Origin of the sequence: Mycobacterium sp. AT1 (assembly GCF_002043095.1) — a bacterium.
GTDB lineage: Bacteria > Actinomycetota > Actinomycetes > Mycobacteriales > Mycobacteriaceae > Mycobacterium.
In genome coordinates, this window is the sequence record NZ_MVOC01000013.1 from 16,774 (window position 1) to 35,418 (window position 18,645).

The 18,645-nt window shown below is 68.2% G+C and carries 22 protein-coding genes; 12 read left to right on the plus strand and 10 right to left on the minus strand.

The annotated features are described in order from the left end of the window. The 3 genes from B1790_RS07355 (at position 1) to B1790_RS07365 (ending at position 4,859) form a co-directional block, all read left to right on the plus strand. Positions 1-1,728, plus strand: a complete 1,728-nt coding sequence (locus B1790_RS07355; protein ID WP_079922570.1) for an NAD(P)/FAD-dependent oxidoreductase — start codon at positions 1-3, stop codon at positions 1,726-1,728. A 2-nt stretch (positions 1,729-1,730) separates the two neighbouring features. Then, positions 1,731-3,482, plus strand: a complete 1,752-nt coding sequence (locus B1790_RS07360; RefSeq protein ID WP_079922571.1) for a dihydroxy-acid dehydratase — start codon at positions 1,731-1,733, stop codon at positions 3,480-3,482. 63 nt (positions 3,483-3,545) lie between these two features. Then, positions 3,546-4,859 carry an acyltransferase gene (locus B1790_RS07365; protein ID WP_079922572.1) on the plus strand — a complete coding sequence of 438 codons (1,314 nt, stop codon included), beginning with the start codon at positions 3,546-3,548 and terminating at the stop codon, positions 4,857-4,859. Here the strand turns inward: B1790_RS07365 and B1790_RS34170 are convergent. Continuing rightward, positions 4,856-5,026: a DUF5302 domain-containing protein gene (locus B1790_RS34170; RefSeq protein ID WP_142271110.1), complete on the minus strand. Its 171-nt coding sequence runs from the start codon at positions 5,024-5,026 to the stop codon at positions 4,856-4,858. The two genes, B1790_RS07365 and B1790_RS34170, sit on opposite strands and share 4 nt — an antisense overlap. Positions 5,027-5,045: 19 nt before the next feature. Beyond that, entirely contained in the window at positions 5,046-5,492 is a 447-nt protein-coding gene (locus B1790_RS07370) for a PPOX class F420-dependent oxidoreductase (protein WP_079922573.1), read from the minus strand. A 69-nt stretch (positions 5,493-5,561) separates the two neighbouring features. On the opposite strand from B1790_RS07370, the gene B1790_RS07375 reads away from it, so the two are divergent. The 3 genes from B1790_RS07375 to B1790_RS07385 are packed head-to-tail and all read left to right on the plus strand — an operon-like array spanning position 5,562 to position 7,752. Then, positions 5,562-6,413 carry a class I SAM-dependent methyltransferase gene (locus B1790_RS07375; protein WP_079922574.1) on the plus strand — a complete coding sequence of 284 codons (852 nt, stop codon included), beginning with the start codon at positions 5,562-5,564 and terminating at the stop codon, positions 6,411-6,413. Then, positions 6,410-6,934 (plus strand): DUF1697 domain-containing protein, encoded by a 525-nt coding sequence (locus B1790_RS07380; RefSeq protein ID WP_079922575.1) that lies wholly within the window; start codon positions 6,410-6,412, stop codon positions 6,932-6,934. Before B1790_RS07375 ends, B1790_RS07380 begins: the two co-directional genes overlap by 4 nt. After that, the gene (locus B1790_RS07385) at positions 6,931-7,752 is read left to right on the plus strand and encodes a class I SAM-dependent methyltransferase (protein WP_079922576.1); all 822 of its coding nucleotides are present in this window, start codon (positions 6,931-6,933) and stop codon (positions 7,750-7,752) included. The genes B1790_RS07380 and B1790_RS07385 overlap by 4 nt, the downstream gene beginning before the upstream one ends. Here the strand turns inward: B1790_RS07385 and B1790_RS07390 are convergent. After that, on the minus strand, positions 7,749-8,114 hold the full coding sequence (locus tag B1790_RS07390; RefSeq protein ID WP_056559418.1) for a GntR family transcriptional regulator: 366 nt from the start codon (positions 8,112-8,114) through the stop codon (positions 7,749-7,751). The genes B1790_RS07385 and B1790_RS07390 overlap by 4 nt on opposite strands. Before the next feature lie 36 nt (positions 8,115-8,150). Here B1790_RS07390 and B1790_RS07395 point away from each other — a divergent pair, with 36 nt between their 5' ends. Next, a complete protein-coding gene (locus B1790_RS07395) occupies positions 8,151-8,864 on the plus strand; it encodes an NAD-dependent deacylase (RefSeq protein ID WP_198951941.1) in 714 nt (237 codons plus the stop codon). On the opposite strand, the gene B1790_RS07400 is transcribed toward B1790_RS07395, so the two are convergent. Further along, positions 8,861-9,172, minus strand: a complete 312-nt coding sequence (locus tag B1790_RS07400) for a hypothetical protein (protein ID WP_079922578.1) — start codon at positions 9,170-9,172, stop codon at positions 8,861-8,863. The genes B1790_RS07395 and B1790_RS07400 overlap by 4 nt on opposite strands. A gap of 318 nt (positions 9,173-9,490) precedes the next feature. Here B1790_RS07400 and B1790_RS07405 point away from each other — a divergent pair, with 318 nt between their 5' ends. After that, entirely contained in the window at positions 9,491-9,928 is a 438-nt protein-coding gene (locus B1790_RS07405; protein ID WP_079922579.1) for a hypothetical protein, read from the plus strand. A 6-nt stretch (positions 9,929-9,934) separates the two neighbouring features. On the opposite strand, the gene B1790_RS07410 is transcribed toward B1790_RS07405, so the two are convergent. Genes B1790_RS07410 through B1790_RS07420 form a run of 3 tightly spaced genes read right to left on the minus strand, consistent with a single transcriptional unit; the run spans position 9,935 to position 13,573 of the window. After that, positions 9,935-10,567, minus strand: coding sequence for a class I SAM-dependent methyltransferase (locus tag B1790_RS07410; RefSeq protein WP_079922580.1), 633 nt, complete (start codon positions 10,565-10,567; stop codon positions 9,935-9,937). Then, positions 10,567-11,247 carry a TetR/AcrR family transcriptional regulator gene (locus B1790_RS07415; protein WP_079922581.1) on the minus strand — a complete coding sequence of 227 codons (681 nt, stop codon included), beginning with the start codon at positions 11,245-11,247 and terminating at the stop codon, positions 10,567-10,569. The genes B1790_RS07410 and B1790_RS07415 overlap by 1 nt, the downstream gene beginning before the upstream one ends. Before the next feature lies 1 nt (position 11,248). Then, positions 11,249-13,573 (minus strand): MMPL family transporter, encoded by a 2,325-nt coding sequence (locus B1790_RS07420; protein WP_079922582.1) that lies wholly within the window; start codon positions 13,571-13,573, stop codon positions 11,249-11,251. Between the two features lie 122 nt (positions 13,574-13,695). On the opposite strand from B1790_RS07420, the gene B1790_RS07425 reads away from it, so the two are divergent. From B1790_RS07425 to B1790_RS35625, 3 genes are all read left to right on the plus strand, one after another. After that, positions 13,696-14,241 carry a DoxX family protein gene (locus tag B1790_RS07425; RefSeq protein WP_079922616.1) on the plus strand — a complete coding sequence of 182 codons (546 nt, stop codon included), beginning with the start codon at positions 13,696-13,698 and terminating at the stop codon, positions 14,239-14,241. An 84-nt stretch (positions 14,242-14,325) separates the two neighbouring features. Next, positions 14,326-14,448 carry a hypothetical protein gene (locus B1790_RS35620; protein WP_142271112.1) on the plus strand — a complete coding sequence of 41 codons (123 nt, stop codon included), beginning with the start codon at positions 14,326-14,328 and terminating at the stop codon, positions 14,446-14,448. 196 nt (positions 14,449-14,644) lie between these two features. Beyond that, complete coding sequence (locus B1790_RS35625) at positions 14,645-14,767, plus strand: hypothetical protein (RefSeq protein WP_255354949.1); 123 nt, start codon at positions 14,645-14,647, stop codon at positions 14,765-14,767. A 67-nt stretch (positions 14,768-14,834) separates the two neighbouring features. On the opposite strand, the gene B1790_RS07430 is transcribed toward B1790_RS35625, so the two are convergent. The 3 genes from B1790_RS07430 to B1790_RS07440 are packed head-to-tail and all read right to left on the minus strand — an operon-like array spanning position 14,835 to position 17,727. After that, positions 14,835-15,830 (minus strand): nitronate monooxygenase family protein, encoded by a 996-nt coding sequence (locus B1790_RS07430; protein WP_079922583.1) that lies wholly within the window; start codon positions 15,828-15,830, stop codon positions 14,835-14,837. Then, the gene (locus B1790_RS07435; protein ID WP_056559401.1) at positions 15,827-16,579 is read right to left on the minus strand and encodes a 3-hydroxyacyl-CoA dehydrogenase; all 753 of its coding nucleotides are present in this window, start codon (positions 16,577-16,579) and stop codon (positions 15,827-15,829) included. The genes B1790_RS07430 and B1790_RS07435 overlap by 4 nt, the downstream gene beginning before the upstream one ends. 44 nt (positions 16,580-16,623) lie before the next feature. Then, positions 16,624-17,727 (minus strand): CaiB/BaiF CoA-transferase family protein, encoded by a 1,104-nt coding sequence (locus tag B1790_RS07440; protein WP_079922584.1) that lies wholly within the window; start codon positions 17,725-17,727, stop codon positions 16,624-16,626. Positions 17,728-17,832: 105 nt separating this feature from the next. Between B1790_RS07440 and B1790_RS07445 the strand changes: the two genes are divergently transcribed. Beyond that, on the plus strand, positions 17,833-18,636 hold the full coding sequence (locus tag B1790_RS07445; RefSeq protein WP_079922585.1) for an enoyl-CoA hydratase: 804 nt from the start codon (positions 17,833-17,835) through the stop codon (positions 18,634-18,636). Positions 18,637-18,645 lie beyond the last annotated feature (9 nt).

Sequence of the window (18,645 nt, forward strand, 5' to 3'; positions counted from 1 at the left end):
ATGACCGCTACACCGGATTACGACGCCGTCATCATCGGCGCGGGCCACAACGGCCTGGTCACCGCCAACTACCTGGCCAAGGCCGGCCAACGGGTCCTGGTGCTGGAGGCCCGCGACCTCGTCGGCGGGGCCTGCGTCACCGAGGAACTGATCCCCGGCAGCAAGTGGTCGTCGTGCGCGTTCATCGCGGGTCTGCTGCGACCCGAGATCATCGCCGAACTCGAGCTGGCCAGGTTCGGCCTCGACCTGTACCAGGGAGACGCGCTGTCGTTCAGCCTGTTTCGCGACGGCACCTCGTTCACGATGTGGAAGGAGACCGACCGCACGCTGCGCGAGCTGGAGAAGATCAGCAAGAACGACGCCCAGGCCTTCCTCGACTTCGGGGTCCGGCTGCAGCGCTTCGCCGGGCTCGTCACCCCCTACCTGCTGTCGCCACCGCCGCAGCGCTCGGAGGTGTTCGCCGCGTTCGAGGCGGCGGGCGAGCAGACACTGTTCGACGAGTTCACCCTGCTGTCGGTCCGCGACCTGCTCGACCGGTACTTCGAAGACGAGCGACTGAAGAGCATGCTGACGTTCTTCGGCATGGTGTCGATCTTCGGCGGACCCTCCACGCCCGGCACGGCGTACACCTACGGGCACCACTCCTGGGGTGAGTTCAACGGCAACTTCGGTCAATTCGGCCTGGCCCGCGGCGGGATGGGTGCCATCAGCGAGGCGCTGGCCGCCGGCGCGCGTCACCACGGCGCGACGATACGCACGTCGACCCCGGTCGACACGGTGATCGTCGAGCGCGGCGCGGCCACCGGGGTGCGCCTCGTCGACGGGACCGTCGTCACCGCCGCCAGGGTGATCTCCAACGCCGACCCCAAGCGGTCGCTGCTCAAGCTCATCGAGCCAGGGGTGCTGGGCGCCAAGCTGATCCGCGACGTCGAGAACATCGACACCCGCGGCTCGATGGCGCGCATCCACCTCCTGATCGACGAACTGCCGCAATACCTTCCGTTCCCCGACGCCGCCGAGGGCCCGCAGCATCATGGGCATCAGCTGCTCGGTCCCAGCCGGGAGGCCTTCGAGGAGGCCTACGAGGCGCAGCGCCGCGGGACCTTCCCGAGCACCTTCGTCATCGAGGCGGTCACGCAGTCGGTGACCGACGACTCGCTCGCCCCCGCCGGACTGCACACCATGACCCTTGGCATCCAGCAGCTGCCGTCGGAACTCACCGGCACCACGTGGGCGGCCGAGAAGGAGAAGTGGGCCGACCTCGTCCTCGAGGACCTGTTCATCTACGCGCCGAACCTGCGCGAGCACATCCTCGACCGCGTGGTCATCACCCCGGACGACCTCGACCACGAATACCTGATCACCGACGGCAACATCTTCCACGGCAGCATGATGCTCGACCAGCTGTTCGGCGCGCGGCCACTGCCCGAGCTGGCGAATTACCGGACGCCCGTGCGCAATTACTACCTCTGCGGGTCGGGCACCCACCCCGGCGGCGGGGTGATGGGGGCCAACGGCCACAACGCGGCCAAGGCCGTCCTCGCCGACGCGTCGGGCACGGCCGCACCGGTCCGCCCCGCGACGGCAGCGGGCGGTCGCAAGGCGCCGTGGCAACAACGCGTCGTCGGCGGCCTGATGTCCACCAGGCCCGGGCGCTGGGTGGGCTACCGGGCGGCGCGTCAACCCGCGCTGCGCAAGGTCACCGCGTACGCGGCCCGGGTCCGCTGACCGTGACGACGCCGCCGGACGGGTTGCGCAGCGCCAAGTGGTTCGCGGGCAAGGACGTGCCCGGCTTCGTGCACCGCTCGGCCATGCGGGCGTCGGGATTCTCCCGGATGGCCTTCGAGGGCAGGCCGATCGTGGGCATCTGCAACTCGTGGTCCGAAGTCGTCAACTGCAACATGCACTTTCGCGGCCTCGCCGACTCGGTGCGACGCGGCGTGCTGGCGGCGGGCGGCTTCCCGCTGGAGTTCCCCACCATGTCGCTCGGCGAGCAGTTGATGAAGCCGACGACCATGCTGTTTCGCAACCTGATGGCGATGGACGTCGAGGAGTCGATCCGCGCGTATCCCTTCGACGCCGTCGTCCTGCTCGGCGGCTGCGACAAGACCGTCCCGGCACAGCTGATGGGGGCCGCCAGCGCCGACGTCCCCGCGATCGCGCTGACCGGCGGGCCCGCCGCGCCAGCGGTGTTCCGGGGCAAGCAGCTCGGGGTGGGCACCGACCTCTGGGAGTACGTCGACGACGTACGAGCCGGTCGGATGTCGATGGCCGAATACGAGCAACTGGAGGCGGCGGCGGGACCGTCGCGGGGACACTGTCCGGAGATGGGCACCGCCTCCACGATGGCCACCCTCGTCGAGGGCCTCGGCATGACCCTGCCCGGTGGCGCGGCCATCCCCGCGATGGACTCACGCCGGCTGCAGGTGGCCGAGGAGGTCGGCGCGCGGGCGGTCGGATTGGCCGTCGAACGGCTGCGGCCGTCGCAGGTCATGACGGCCGAGGCGTTCGACAACGCCATTACGCTGATGCTCGCCGTCGGCGGGTCGACCAACGCGATCGTGCACCTGCTGGCCATCGCAGGCCGGGTGGGAGTTCCGTTGTCGCTGGACCGCTTTCACGAACTCTCGGCGCGCACACCGCTGGTGGTCAACGTGCGGCCCGCCGGTGAGCACCTCGTCGAGCAGGTCTTCCACGCCGGCGGAATACCTGCGGTGATGAAGTCGGTCGAGTCGCTGCTGCACACCGACGCCGTCACCGTCACCGGCAAGACCGTGGCCGACAACCTTCCCACCGCCGCGGCGACCGACACCTCGGTCATCGCGCCGTTGGACGCGCCGTTCCAGCCGCCGGGCGGCCTCGCGGTGGTGCGGGGCAACCTCGCACCCGGTGGCGCGGTGATCAAGTGCAGCGCCGCCAGCCCCGAACTGCTGGTGCACCAAGGACCGGCCGTGGTCTTCGAGGACATGAAGGACCTGATGCGACGGTTCGACGACCCCGACCTGGAGGTGACGCGCGATTCCGTGCTGATCCTGCGGTCGGCCGGGCCGCGCGGCGCACCGGGCATGCCGGAGTGGGGTCAGCTGCCCATGCCGAGCAAGCTGCTCAGGGACGGCGTCACCGACATGGTGCGCATCTCCGACGCCCGGATGAGCGGCACCGCCTACGGCACCTGCGTGCTGCACGTCAGCCCGGAATCGGCGGTGGGCGGCCCGCTAGCCCTGGTGCGCGACGGCGACGTCGTCGCGCTCGACGCCCGCGCAGGCACGTTGGACATGCTGGTGTCGGACGACGAGTTGGCCGCGCGCCGAGCCGACCTGACGCCAAGACCGTCGCGTCACACCCGCGGATACGCCTCGATGTACGTCGAGCGCGTCCTCCAGGCGGACCGGGGCTGCGACTTCGACTTTCTCGTCGGCCGCTCCGAGAATCCCGACGACGAACCGGATGCGATCTTCGAGGGCTGGATCGGCGGATGGTGACCACGGGACGAGCCGCAAAAGTCGGGTAAAACTACCTACGCCCTCCGGACCTAGATTCAGTTCATGGGCGTAACCAGCATCTTTCCCACCGCCGACGCGATCGAGTGGGCCACCCCGGCGAACCGGGACCGGGCCATCGACGTCATCCGGATCGCGTCGCTGATCGGCGTCGTCGCCGGCCACACGATCATGGCCACCAGCATGATCGCCGACGGCGTGTTCGCATGGGGCAACCTGCTCACCACGTCACCTGTGTTCCAGGCGTTGACGTGGATCTTTCAAGTCATGCCGCTGTTCTTCTTCGCGGGCGTGGCGGCGTCGGTCGGCTCGTGGGACGCCGGCGGCAGCTGGGGCGGCTGGCTGCTGAAGCGATGCACGCGGCTCTATCGGCCGGTGTTCTACTACCTCGCGTTCTGGGCGGCGACACTGGTCGTCTTGCGTCCGCTGCTGCCGACCCGCGTGTACGAGTCGATCGCCGGAATCAGCATCCAGCTGCTGTGGTTCCTCGGCGTCTACGTCGTCGTCCTCGCCGCCGTCCCGCTGCTGGCACGCATCACGACGGTCGCGCGGTTCGTGGGCTCCGTGACCGCCCTGTACGCGCTGATCGCGCTCGTCGACGGCATCAGGGTGCACGACGCCGCGTGGTCGGCGTTGGGCTATCTCAACCTCGTCGCCTGGTTGATCCCCGGCATGTTCGGCGTGGCGTACCGGCGTGGGTTGTTCACCGTCCGGACCGCTCTGGTCGTCGGGGTGGCGATGTTCGCGGTCAACGTCGCACTGGTGTGGTTCGGCCCGTACGAGCTGAGCCTCGTCGGCATCGACACCCAGGAGCTGAAGAACATGATGCCGCCGTCACTGTTGCTCACCGGGCACGCAATCATGATGTGCGCGTTCGCAATTGCCGCGGCTCCCGCGATCGCCCGCTGGGCGGGTCGGCCGCGGGTGTGGCGCCTGGCGGTGATCGGAAACAGCGGCGCCATGACGCTGTACCTGTGGCACATGCCCGCGCTGCTGGCCGTGCACCTGGCCTTCGACTACCTGGGCTTGGACCGCTGGCCGGGGCAGCCGAACTTCTGGACGATCAGCGCCGCGCAGGTCGCGGTGATGGCGGTGTTGGTGTGCGGCTCGTTCGTGGTCTTGCGGCCGTTGGAGAACGAGCCGCTGCCACTGTGGGACGGCGGCCACGTCGCCCAGCCAGGGCTTCGCAGTGCCGTCGTCGGCACCCTGCTGTGCGTCGCGGGCGCAGCGACACTCGCCGCGGCCGGGTGGGGCCTCAAAGATGAAGGGCTCGACTACGTTCTGGTGGTGTTGGCGGCGCTGGTCGGAGCCCGCCTCCTAGCCCGCGAGAATCCGGTCGCGCCCACCAGCGTGCGCTAGCCGCTCTTGCGGCGGAACTCCCGATGGGCCTCTGCCGGCCCTGTCGAGCGCGGGCCGTGCTTGCGTCCGCCGTCCTTGTGCTCGGAACCGCCGCCTGCATTGGCCTTCTTGCGCTCGAGCGCCTCGCGGAACTTGCGCTTGTTGTCGTCTTCGGGTTGCTCGGCCATGCGTTGAGACTAGCGCGTGTCAGCGCATGCCAGGCGGCATGCCGTACAGATGCGAGATCGGAAGCGTCATCAACACCCGCCGGTCGTCGACCATGGCCCGGCGATAATCGTCCCAGTCCGGATGATCCTTGCCAGCGATGCTGCGGTACAACGCAATCAGACCCTCGACGGTGTCGTCGTGCGGGTCGCTCGCGGGCGGGGTCAGGCGTGCGTCGCCCTCGGCGACCGCATACGACCAACCGTCGTCGGAGCTGACGTGAATCGACGCCCGCGGGTCGCGGCGCAGATTGCGGGTCTTGGCGCGCGGCTCGGTGATCGACACCGAGATCGTCAGCTCGCGCGCGTCGAAGTGGTAGGACACGTTCGACAGCTGAGGTCTGCCGTCCCGCTTGAGGGTCGCCAGAACGCCCAGCGAATTGCCGCCGATCAAGGCCAGCAGCTTGTCGTCGAACACGTCGCGGCTCATGCTCGCCAGCCTACGACCGTGGCGCGGTGTGCGGTCCGATTCGGCCTCGACGGCTCCTACCATGGAGCCATGAGCCAAGAGGATCCCCCGTCGCTCCGCTCGCCCCAGGTTTCGGGAATCGCGTTGGACGGCGTCTCCGCCACCACGCTGTGGACGTTGCACAACCGCGGCAGCGAGGCCAAGCGCTCCGACGGGGTGATCCGAGATCCGTGGGCGGTCACGCTGCTCGACACGATCTCCTACGACTACCTCAAGTTCGGCAAGCCGAACCAGTCACACGGGCTGCGCGCGGTCGCGTTCGACGCCGCCGCCCGCGACTATCTGACCGCGCACCAGAAGGCTTCGGTGGTGGCGCTGGCCGAGGGTTTGCAGACCAGCTTTTGGCGCCTCGACCGTGACGGCATGCTCGACGAAACCACATGGTATTCAATCGATCTGCCACCGGTCATGGAGCTGCGGGACCAGCTGCTCCCCTCGGACGACAGAATCGTCGCGTTGGCCCAGTCGGCGCTGGACCGCAGTTGGATGGACCGCGTCGACGCGACCAACGGCGCCTTCATCACCGCCGAGGGGTTGTTGATGTACCTCGAGCCGGAGGACGCACTCGGCCTGATCGCCGACTGCGCCGCCCGCTTCCCCGGCGGCCAGATGATGTTCGACTCGATCCCCCGCTGGTTCAGCGCCCGCACGCTGAAGGGCATCAAGCTGTCGTCGCGCTACATCGCGCCGCCGATGCCGTTCGGCCAGTCCGCCGACGAGGCCCTGGCGCTGGCGGGCACCATCCCCGGCGCGCGTTCGGCGCGCGACGTCGCCCTGCCACCGGGCCGGGGACTCTGGCGGCTGGGAAGCTCCTCGGTGATGGACTACGTCGGGCCGCTCCGCAGGAACCGCCCGAGCATCACCCTGCTGGAGTTCGGATGACGCGGTACGTCGCCTTCCTCAGGGGCGTCAACGTCGGAGGCGTCAACCTCAAGATGGCCGACGTCGCGCGGGCTCTGACCGACGCCGGCTTCACCGACGTCGCGACGATCTTGGCCAGCGGCAACGTTCTGATGACGAGCGACACCAAGGTCGGAGCGGTCCGCACCGCGGCGGAGACGGCGCTGCGCGACGCCTTCGGGTACGACGCCTGGGTGCTGGCCTACGAGCTGAGCACGGTCGCCGAGATCTCGGCGCGCTATCCGTTCGCGCGCGAGGTCGACGGCCGCCACTCGTACGTCACCTTCGTGACGGACGCCGACGTGCTCGACGAGCTCGCGGCACTGGCCGCCGACGCCGGGCCCGACGAGTTGATCGAACGTGGCGACGGCGTCGTGTACTGGCAGGTGCCCAAGAGCGGCACGCTGGACACCACGATCGGAAAGACCATGGGCAAGAAGCGGTACAAGTCGTCGACCACCACCCGCAACCTACGAACCGTCGAGAAGGTGCTCGCGAAATGAAGATGAACGTCGACCTGTCCGGAGTCTCCGAAACTGCCCTGCTGACGTTGCAGGTCCGGGCGCACGAGGCCCGCCGGGCCGACGGCATCATCGACGACCCGATGGCGGTGAAGCTCGTCGACTCCATCGAGTTCGACTTCGCCAAGTTCGGCTACACCCGCCGCCAGGACATGGCGGTGCGAGCGCTGGCCTTCGACCGAGCCACCCGCGACTACCTTCGCGTGCATCCCGCGGCGACGGTCGTCGCGCTCGCCGAGGGGTTGCAGACCAGCTTCTACCGGATCGACGCCGCCGACGTCGGCCATCAATTCCGTTGGCTGACCGTCGATTTACCACCGGTGACACAGTTGCGCGAGAAACTGCTGCCGCCGTCAGAGCGGGTGACCGTCTGCGCCCAGTCGGCGTTGGACTACGGCTGGATGGACCGGGTCCAGACGAAGGACGGCGTGTTCATCACCGCCGAGGGTCTGCTGATGTACCTGGAGCCGGTCGACGCCATGGGTCTGATCACCGAGTGCGCGCGACGCTTCCCCGGCGGCCGGATGATGTTCGACCTGCCGCCGTCGTGGTTCGCCGCCCTGGCGCGCCGGGGCGGCCTGTGGACCTCGACGCGCTACCGGGTGCCCGCCATGCCCTTTGGCATGTCGCCGTCCGAGGCGGCCCGGCTAATCGACGTCGTGCCCGGCGTCCGCGCGGTGCACGACGTGCCCTATCCCCGCGGGCGCGGTCGCGTGTTGAACGCGGCGCTGTCCGGGATGCAGCGCATCCCGTTGCTCGACCCGGTCCGGCCGTCGCTCACCCTGCTCGAATTTGGCTAGGTGAACGCCGTTTCCACGTAGCGCAGCGCATCGTCCTTGCAGACGCCGAGCGCCTTGGCTGCGGCCGCAAACTGGTGCGCGGCGGTCGCCATCGCGGCGTCGGCAGGATCGATGCGAGCCACGAAGCTGCCGAACCTGCCGCGCGTCTCCAGCAGACCGGCCGCCTCCAGCTCCCGGTACGCACGCGCGACCGTGTTGACCGCCATGTTCAGCTGATGCGCCAGGTCACGAACGGTCGGCAGCCGGGTGCCAGGCGGCAGCCTGCCGTCCCGAACGCCCCCGATGATCTGCGTTCGCAACTGGTCGAACAGCGGCCTGGCCCCGTCCGGATCTACTTGAACCCACTCCCCCAAATCCCCCACGTGCCCAGTATCACAAATAGCGGCTAGTTTGGTGGCGTGCGAGTGACGGTGCTCAGCGGAGCGGGGATGTCCGCGGAGAGCGGCGTCCCGACGTTTCGCGACGTCGAGACGGGTCTGTGGGCCAAGGTCGACCCCTACGAGATCTCCAGTTCCGACGGGTGGCGCCGGCATCCGGACAAGGTCTGGGCCTGGTACCTGTGGCGCCACTACATGATGAAGGCCGTCGACCCGAACGACGGCCACCGCGCGGTCGCCGCCTGGCAGGACGGTGCCGAGGTGCACGTCGTCACCCAGAACGTCGACGATCTGCACGAGCGAGCGGGCAGTGCGCGGGTGCACCACGTCCACGGCAGCCTGTTCAGCTTCCGCTGCGACCGTTGCGACGCGCCCTACGTCGGCCCGCTGCCGCCGATGCCAGAGCCGGTCGAGACCGTCGACCCGCCGAGGTGCGGCTGCGGCGGTCTGATTCGGCCCGACGTGGTCTGGTTCGGCGAGCCGTTGCCGTCCGAGGAGTGGGACCGTTCGGTGGAGGCGGTCAGCCGGGCCGACGTGGCGATCGTCGTCGGCACGTCGGCGGTCGTCTACCCGGCGGCAGGCCTGCCCGAGATGGCGCTCGCCGAGGGTATCCCGGTCATCGAGGTCAACCCCGAGGAGACGCCTTTGTCGGATCGGGTCACCATCTCGCTGCGGGAGACGTCCGCGACGGCACTGCCGGGGCTGCTTCAGCGGCTGCCCGCACTGCTGGGCTAGGGGCACTGCCCGTTGTTCACGCATCCGGGCGCGGCGGTCGCCTTGTACGTCGGCGCGGCCATCGGTGTCGCCAGTGTCGTGGGAGCCAACTCGTTGGTGGTTTCGGGGGCTTGGACGACCGTCGCCGGGAGCTTCATCGCCGACGCCGTCGGCTGGACGTAGGTGGTGCCCGTGGCCGAATCACCGGAACCCCCGGCGACGACGTCGGGCGCGGCGCCCGGACCCATGACCGACACGACGGCGCCGGCGACTACGACGGCTCCGCAGGCGATCGACGCGGCGACCAACTTGATGCGTTCGACGGTCATTTCTCCTCCAACGATTCAGGGGCCCACATTCGGCGAATGCGACCGGCCATGTGAGAAGTCAACCGCCAGGAACTGGCGGCGTCTAGTATTTTCAAAGCTATCCAAGGGCACTGGCAGGAGTTGAACATGTTGAACGACAACACAATTCGAACTTCACCCGACGTCACGCAGCGCGCACGTCAAGTGCCGGGACCACACCCGCCTACCCACCTAAACGCCAGCGGCGAACGCAGTATTCCCACCTGCGGCGATCTCCGCCGTCGGGCTGCGAACGGTCGACACGTGGCACGGACTCTTGACTACTGCGCTGGAGGAATCATGACCGCAGTCCGCGGCGTGGCGGTGACCCTGATCGCCGCCGGGGTGTCGGTGGGGTTGGCGGGCCCGGCCTGGGCCGACGACTTCAGCGGCAGGTACACGTTGAACCTGATCGGCGCCGGCGCCCACACGTCCTGGACGGCCCGCACCACCTGTCCCCCGTCGAGCCAGTGCGTCGCGCACATCGCCAGTTCCAGTGGATGGAGCGGCGACGCCCGGCTGGCAGGCGGCCGGTGGACGATGACGGTCGACAGGCCCGACGGCCACAGCTGTCCCGACGGCACTCGCGGCGCGGAATTGCAGACGTGGTCATGGAATTCGACCACCCTGGTAGGTCAGGTGAGCGGTGTCTCGGCTCAATCCGCAACCTGCCCGGTGGGTCCGGCGAACGACTTCACGCTGAGCAAGACCGCCCCTGGCACCGTCACACCCGTGTAGCCGTCGCTACGCGGGCCTTACCGCCCGGCCGACTGCGGCCTCCGACACCGGCATCGGCACCCAGGCCGGCATGACCCACTCGTGACGCACCTCGCGCACCTCGAAACCCGCGCCGACGATCGACCGTTCGGTGTCGCGGTGGGTATGACAGTTGCCCAGCAGGCGTGGCCAAACCGTCGCGTCGGCCAGCTTCTGCAGCGTCGCCCGTGCCCCGCCGCTGGCGACGTGCTCGAAGAACCGGAGCTCGCCGCCGGGTCGCAACATCGAGAACACTTGGCGCAGAACGCCGTCGGGGTCGTCGACCGAACACAACACCAGGGAGCAGACGACGGCGTCGAACGGCTCGTCGGTCACGAACTCCTCGACGGTGTCGGTCGTGACCGTGACCGGCACGGACGCCGACGCGGCCGCCCGCGTCGCGATCTCCGCGAGCCGCCGTTCCGGCTCGATGGCGACCACCTCGGTGACCGTCGCCGGGTACAGCTCGAAATTGGTTCCGGTGCCGGCCCCCACCTCGAGCACGCGACCGGAGAGCCCGACCAGGTTCTCGCGCCGCAGCCGCCGAACGGACTCCGGCTCGTGGGTCGTCATGTTCGACCACAGCCGGGCGAAGAACGGATTGTCCACCAAGTCAGCCATCAGGTCACCAGCCCCTTGATCTTCGTGACCGCCTCCATCGGCGGCACGTCCAGTCCCAGCATTCCCGTCACGATGTGACCGCAGCACGCGGATCGCATCACCCGGTCGGCGAACGCCTCGACGTCGCCAAACGGAAGATAGGGCCGCGAGATGGCAAGGGCGGCAACACCATGCGCCACCGTCCACAGTTCCAGTGCGGCCATGGTGGGATCACCCACCGGATAGACGGCTTCGGCCATCAGCGATTCCACCGACGCCCTCATGTGCACGAACGCCGAGCTGTTGAGGGTGACGTCGACGTCGCTTCCCGGCCTGCCCTCGCCCATCGTGGCGATGCGATACAGCTCGGGGTTCGCCATGGCGAAGCGGACGTAGGCCAACCCTTGCGCCCGCAACCGGTCGACGGTCGACGGTTGGTCGACGGCGACCTGCTGCATCACCTGGTCCAGTGCCTCGAAGTACCTGGCGCACACCGCATCCAGAAGCGCGTCCTTGTCGGCGAAGTGCAGATAGATCGACGGCGAGGTGACCCCGACGCGTTGTGCGACGGAGCGGATGGACACCGCCTTGGCGTGGCCCGTCTCCAGCAGCAGGCCGGTGGCGGCGTCGAGTATCTCCTCGCGGAGGTGGTCCCCGGATCCCCTCGCGGCCCGGCGACGCTTGAGCGGCTTGACCGTCATGTCAGCGATTGTCAGCCGAGGCGACCATGCCAAGGTCCGTCGTCGTCCGAATTGGATGATCGGCTTCGGGACCAGATTCGCTGATGCCGATCCGTTGGTGCAGCCAGACGAGCGGCTTGGGCGCCCACCAGTTCCAGCCGCCAAGCACATGCATGAAGGCGGGCACCAGCACCATCCGGACCAGCGTGGCGTCGACGAGAACGGCGAGCGTCAGGCCGACGCCGAACATCCGCATGAACGACACTTCGGCGGCGATCAGGGCGGCGAACGATATCGACATCACCAGAGCTGCGGCCGTGATCACCCGCCCGGTGCGGGCCAGGCCGAGGGCGACCGCCTCGTCGTTGTCGGCTCGCGCCGCGTGGATGGCCCGCAGCCCCGACGGTGTGGCGTCGCCGTTGGCCCTGAGCCCGAGCCAGTACTCCCGGATGCGGGCGACGAGGAACACTTCGTAGTCCATCGACAGGCCGAAGGCGATGCAGAACAGGAGCACCGGCATGTTGGCGACGAGCGTCCCGGTCGGCGTCGTCCCCAGTGCGTTCAGATGACCGTCCTGGAAGATCCACACCAGGGCACCGAAGGCTGCGGTCAGCGAAAGCACGTTCAGCAGAACGGCTTTCAGCGGCAGGATGACGCTGCCGGTGAGCAGGAACAACAGACCGAACGTGATGACTGCGATGAGCCCGAGGACCCATGGCAGCCGCGTGGTGATCGCCTCGACGCTGTCGCGGTTGATCTGAGCGACACCCCCAAGGACGACGCCGCGGCCGTCCGGTCCCGCCACGCCGTGCAGTTCGTCGAGCTGCTCCTCGGAGGCGTCGGAGAACAGCGGCGCGGTGCCGTCGACGGTGAGGAAGGCGCTGCCGTCGGCCACTCCGGTCGGGGCGGACGGCGGGCCGACCCGTGCGCCGCCGACGAACGTCCCCACCGGGGCGGACACCGACGTCACGTCGGAGACCTTGGACAGGTCGGCGGCGTACCGTCCGAGCGTGTCCGGCGACAGACCGTCGGCGTCGGGGACGACGACGGTCACCGCGGTGGACGAGTCGTCTGCGAAGTCGTCGCGGAGTTGGTCGCCCACCTGGTGCGCGGACGCCGAGGACGGCAACACCCGGTCGTCGGGGAAACCCCACCGAACGCTGAGGAACGGCGCGCCGAGCGCCAGCAGCAGCACCACGACGGCCAGCCCGATGGGGATCGCGTTGCGCATGACCGCCTTGGTGGAGCGGTACCAGAAGATCCGGTCGACCGGCTTCGGCGCGGGCTCGCCTCGGCGGGTGAGTCGTCGCAGCGGTCGACGCACGTCGAGGCCGTCGAGCCGGTCGCCGAGCAGCCAGATCGCCGCCGGCGTGACGATCACCGCGGCTGCGGCGGCGAACGCAACGGTGGCGACGCCCGCGTAGGCGAAGGACTTCAGGAAGTACATGGGGAACATCAGCATCGCGGCCATGGAGAGCGCGACCGTGGTGGCGGAGAACAACACCGTGCGGCCGGCGGTCGACATGGTCCGAATCAGGGCCTTGTCGCGCGGTGCCCCGTCGGCGAGTTCGTCGCGGTAGCGGCTCAGAATCAACAGCGTGTAGTCGATGGCCAGCGCCAGCCCGAGGGCCGTCGAGAGGTTGAGGGCGAAGATCGACACGTCGGTGCCGAGCGTGATCAGCCGCAGCACCGACATCGACCCGACGATCGCCAGGCCACCGACGATCATGGGCAGGGCGGCCGCGACCAGCCCGCCGAACACCCACACCAGCACGAGGAAGCTCAGCGGGATGGCGATCGATTCCATCAGCAGCAGGTCGCGTTCGGTCTGCGAGGTGATCTGGGCGTTGACGATGGCGAGGCCGCCCGAGCGCACGGTGACGCCGTCGCGGTCCTGGGTGACGGCATCGGACAGGTCGCTGGCGTACTTCTGAGCGTCGTTCTCGCCGCCGGTGATGCCGGCGACGATCAGGCCGGAGGTGCCGTCCTTGCTGGTGAGGTCCGCGGCGGCGGCTGGGGGGACGGTCCACGCGGAGGTGACGTCGGCGACGTGCGGCGATTGCTTCAGTCGTGAGAGGACGTCGTCGGCCACCCTGGTCGCCTGCGGGCTCTTGATGCCGCCGGGCGCGGTCACGGTGAGCAGCATTTGCATGTCGCCCTGACCGAACTTGTCCGTAAGCAGCCGGCCGGCCTGAGACGATTCCGCGTTCGGGTCCTGGAAGCCGCCTGCCGAAAGACTCTTGGCGACGGGGATGCCGAATATCGCGGCGGCCACCATGACCAGCGCGGCCCCGACCAGGATGCGTCTCGGCGCGGCGATTGCCGCCTGTGCGATTCGGTGCAGCACGTCCGCCCCTTCCGGTAGTAGCGGCGATAACTTATCAACGTTAAGTTGGAGGGGTCAACGTCTCTCCCCTCATGGCACGACGGAGCGGGGCGGATCGTTCAACGCCCCCTAAGGTGGTCGCCATGGCGACCACGGACGTGATCAAACGGCGCACCTCGAACCCTTCCGCCCTACACGACCTCGGCGTTCTCATCCTCCGACTCTCCGTTGGCGCCACGATGGTGCAGGGCGGCGTCCTCAAGGCGGTCGACTTCCGCAGCACCGTCCAATTCATGGAAGACGGCGGCTGGGAGTCGCCGACGTTCGCCGCCTATCTGGTGACGGCCACCGAGATCGCCGGCGGCGCAGCCCTGCTGCTGGGCCTGCTGACCCCGTTGGCCGCGTGCGGCATCCTCGCGGCGATGATCGACGCCTGGGCCGTCAACGTGTCCGGCGCCGCCGTGTGGTCGGATCCCTTCAACGTGCCGTTCCTGGTGGCGTTTGCCGCGGCGGCCCTGTTGTTCGTGGGCGCCGGCGGCTACTCCGTCGACGCGCGGGTGTTCGGCCGGCCGCGGTGGCCGGGAGCCGTGACGATCCCCTTGTTACTGGTCGCAGTGGCCGCGGCCGTGACGACCTGGGTGCTGCTGAACGGTGTGAACCCGCTCCACCTGAGCACTCCGACGCCCTAGAACCCTACTTAGGGGTAACAATTGCCAGGGTTTTCCGAATCGTGACTCAAAGAACTCTTAATAGTGATGGTTACTGTCCAGTACATGTGGATCGACGACACCAGCGCAGATGTCATCAAGGTTGACTTCGAGGCCTTCTATCACGGGGACTTCCTGGTCGAGGGTGACTGCTCCGAGCAGTTCCCCGACCTAGCCCAAGCCGTCTGACCGAACGCGGGGATCACCCGCGTTCGACGACGTGCCGACCGGTCGTGCGCACCTCCTGGGTGCCGACGTGGTCGCGGTATGCCCATGGCGTGCAAGATGCCGCGACGGCGCCGAACCTACTTCCCGGTAACAATTGCCACCATTTTCAGAACCAGCGCTCAGAGTTCTCTCAAAACTCGAAGTTACTGTTCAGTACATGTGGATCGACGAGAGCAACGCCAACGTCATCAAGGTTGACTTCGAGGCCCTGTACCACGGGGACTTCCTCATCGAGGGAGTGACTGCCGAGCAGTTCCCGGATCTCGCCGAGGCCGTCTAGACGCCCCGCCACGCAGACACGCGAAGAGCCGCCGACCACTGGTCGGCGGCTCTCGTGCGTCTAGGGCTCAAACAGTGGCTGCAACCGCAGCGGACATCATGCCGCCCAGTCGTGCGGTGATGATGCCCTCGGCCTCTGCGACGATGCGCGAGATCAACTCCGCGCACGTGGGGATGTCGTCGATCAACCCCATCACCGTGCCCGCGGTCCAGATGCCCGCGTCGACGTCGCCGTCCTCGAAGACCTTGCGACCGCGCACCCCGGCGACCAAATCCTTGACGTCCTCGAACTGGCCACCGCCCTTGAGAATCTCCACCACTTCCCGCGAGACCACGTTGCTCGCGACGCGGGCGGTGTTGTGCAGGCTGCGGAAGATCAACTCGGTGCCGCGCTCGTCACCGGCGACGATCGCATCCTTCACGTTCTGATGAATGCACGACTCTTGCGTGCACATGAACCGCGTGCCCATGTTGACCCCGTCAGCACCCAACGCCAACGCCGCCACCAGACCGCGAGCGTCACCGAAACCGCCCGAGGCGATCATCGGAATCTCGATCTGATTGGCTGCCGCCGGAATCAACACCAACCCGGGCACGTCGTCCTCCCCCGGGTGACCGGCGCACTCGAACCCGTCGATGCTGATGCCGTCGACGCCGAGGCCTTGGGCCTTGACCGCGTGCCGCACCGAGGTGCACTTGTGCAGCACCTTGATCCCGTTGTCGTGGAACATCGGCAGGTGCGGCGCCGGGTTGGAGCCGGCGGTCTCCACGATCTTGACGCCCTCGTCGACGATGACCTGGCGGTACTCGTCGTACGGCGGCGGGGTGATCGACGGGAGGATCGTCAGGTTCACCCCGAACGGCTTGTCGGTCAGCTCCCGGGTCTTGGCAATCTCACGCGCCAAGTCAGCCGGAGTGGGCTGCGTCAGCGCGGTGATGAACCCGAGCCCGCCCGCATTGGCAACCGCGGCAACCAGTTCCGCGCGGCCGACCCACTGCATGCCGCCCTGGGCAATCGGATGCTCGACACCGAAGACCTCGGTGAACTTCGTCCGAATGCTCATCGCGGAGCCATCCGGATTGCCCCGTCCAACCGGATGACCTCACCGTTGAGCATCGGGTTCTCCACGATGTGCTGCGCCAGCGCGCCGTACTCGTCGGGATCACCGAGCCGCGCGGGATGCGGCACCTGCTGACCAAGCGAACGCTGCGCTTCCTCGGGAAGTGAACCCAGCAGCGGGGTCTTGAACAGACCCGGCGCGATGGTGCAGACGCGGATCAGTTCGCGGGACAGGTCGCGGGCGATCGGCAGGGTCATCCCGACCACACCACCCTTGGACGCCGAGTAGGCCGCCTGCCCGATCTGACCGTCGAACGCCGCCACCGACGCGGTGTTGACGATGACGCCGCGCTCCTCACCAAGGGGTTCGGTCTTGGCGATCCGCTCGGCGGCCAACCGGATCACGTTGAACGTGCCGATCAGGTTGACCTCGACGACCTTGCGAAACCCGTCGAGTGGGAACGGACCGTTCTTGCTCACCGTCTTGACCGCGTTGCCGATGCCGGCGCAGTTGACGTTGATGCGCAGCGGGCCCATCGACTCGGCGACGTCGAGCGCCTTGGCCACCGCGTCCTCGTCGGTGACGTTCGCGGCGACGAACTTGGCGCGCTCACCCAGCTCGGCGACCACTTCCTCACCCTTGAGGTCGATGACCACGACACTGCCGCCGGCATCCAACAGTCTCTTCACGGTTGCCAGGCCCAGGCCAGACGCACCACCCGTGACGACCGCTACCGAATCCTTGATCTGCACTGATCGATTCCCTTTCGTTGTTTCAACCGACTGGTTGGTTGGGACTATACCCAGTCGCTCAGGACGGCGTCGGTGTCCCCGCCCTTCTCGCCGGGCGGGGTAGGCGTCGGAGGCACACTGCGGGAGAACCGGGGCGCGGGCGCCGGCTCGAGGTTGTCACCGTCGGCCGAAACGTCATGGAAGAAGGTGCCGCGTTCGGTGATGTGCGGTTCGGTCTCCACCTCGGCGAAGCTCAGGACGGGGGTCACGCACGCGTCGGTGCCGTTGAACACCGACGCCCAGTGATCCCGGTCGTGACGCAGGAATGCCTCGGTGAAGGTCGCCCTCAACTCCTCGGCGCGCGACGCGTCGTGCTGGCCGGGCAGGTCGGCCTCGGCCAGCCCGAGCCCCTCGAGCAGCTGCGCATAGAACTGCGGCTCAATGGCTCCGACGGCGACGTACTTGCCGTCGGCGGTTTCGTAGGTGTCGTAGAACGGCGCACCGGTGTCGAGCATGTTGACGCCGCGCTCGTCGCTCCACATTCCGCTGGCGCGGAAGCTCCACATCATCTGCGCCAGCACGCTGGAACCGTCGACCATGGCGGCGTCGACGACCTGCCCCTTGCCGGAGGTCTGTCGTTCCCACAGCGCGGAGAGGATGCCGACGATGAGGAACATCGACCCGCCGCCGAAGTCGCCGGCGAGGTTCAGGGGTGGCACGGGCCGCTGGCCCTTGCGGCCGATCGCGTGCAGCACGCCGTTGAGCGAGATGTAGTTGATGTCATGGCCGGCCTGCTGCGCGCGCGGCCCGGTCTGACCCCAGCCCGTCATGCGGCCGTAGATCAGACCTTCGTTGACCTTCGCGCAGTCCTCCGGGCCGAGGCCGAGGCGTTCGGTCACGCCGGGGCGGTATCCCTCGATCAGCACGTCGGCCTTCGCGATCAGCCGCATCACCAGTTCACGGCCTTCGTCGCTCTTCAGGTCGGCGGCCACCGAACGGCGGTTGCGCAGCATCGAGTCGCGACCACCGACGGGCACCGCGCCACCCTTGCCCGGCCGTTCGACGCGCACCACGTCGGCGCCGAGATCGCCAAGAATCATCGCCGCGTGGGGCCCGGGGCCGATGCCCGCGAGCTCGACGACCCTCAATCCGTGCAGTGGTCCAGTCATCGTTGACACCCTCCAGCAGTTCGACCCAGTTGACCGCGACATAGCTTACTTGTATAACCAAGTCGACCGATCGCGGGCCTAGCGCTCGCTCAACCAGAGGCGGGCATGACCAATACCGAGTCCTACACCGGCATCGACGATCTCACCGTGAACCTGCACGACGGGATCCTCGTGGTGACGCTCAACCGGCCCGACAGTCTCAACTCGCTGACGGCCGCCATGCTCGAGACCATCGCCGACACGATGGAGCGCGCAGCCACCGATCCCGCCGTGCGGGTCGTCCGCCTCGGCGGCGCGGGGCGCGGCTTCAGCTCCGGCGCCGGCCTGAGCGTCGAGGATCAGACCAACCCCATCGCCGACGGGGCCGACACACTGGCGGCCGCCAACCGCGCCGTCCGCGCCATCGTCGCGCTGCCGAAGCCCGTGGTGTCGGTCGTTCAGGGCCCCGCGGCCGGGGTCGGGGTGTCGTTGGCGATCGCGGCCGACGTGGTCCTGGCCTCCGAGAAGGCCTACTTCCTGTTGGCGTTCACCAAGATTGGGCTCATGCCCGACGGCGGCGCCTCAGCGCTGGTTGCCGCGTCGATCGGCCGGGCCCGTGCGATGCGGATGGCGCTGCTGGCCGAACGCCTCTCCGCCACAGAGGCATTCGCCGCGGGACTGGTGAGCTCGGTGCACGACGCCGACGACCTGGAGGCCGAGGCGAACGCGGTGATCGAGCGATTGAAGTCCGGGCCCGCGGTCGCTCTTCGCAAGACCAAGGCCGCCGTGAACGCCGCCACGCTCGGCGAGCTCGATGGCGCCCTCGATCGTGAGACCGAGGGGCAGTTGGAGCTGCTGTCGTCGCACGACTTCCGCGAGGGTGCCAAGGCGTTTCAGCAGCGACGGCCGGCCACCTTCACCGACGACTGACGGTCGCGA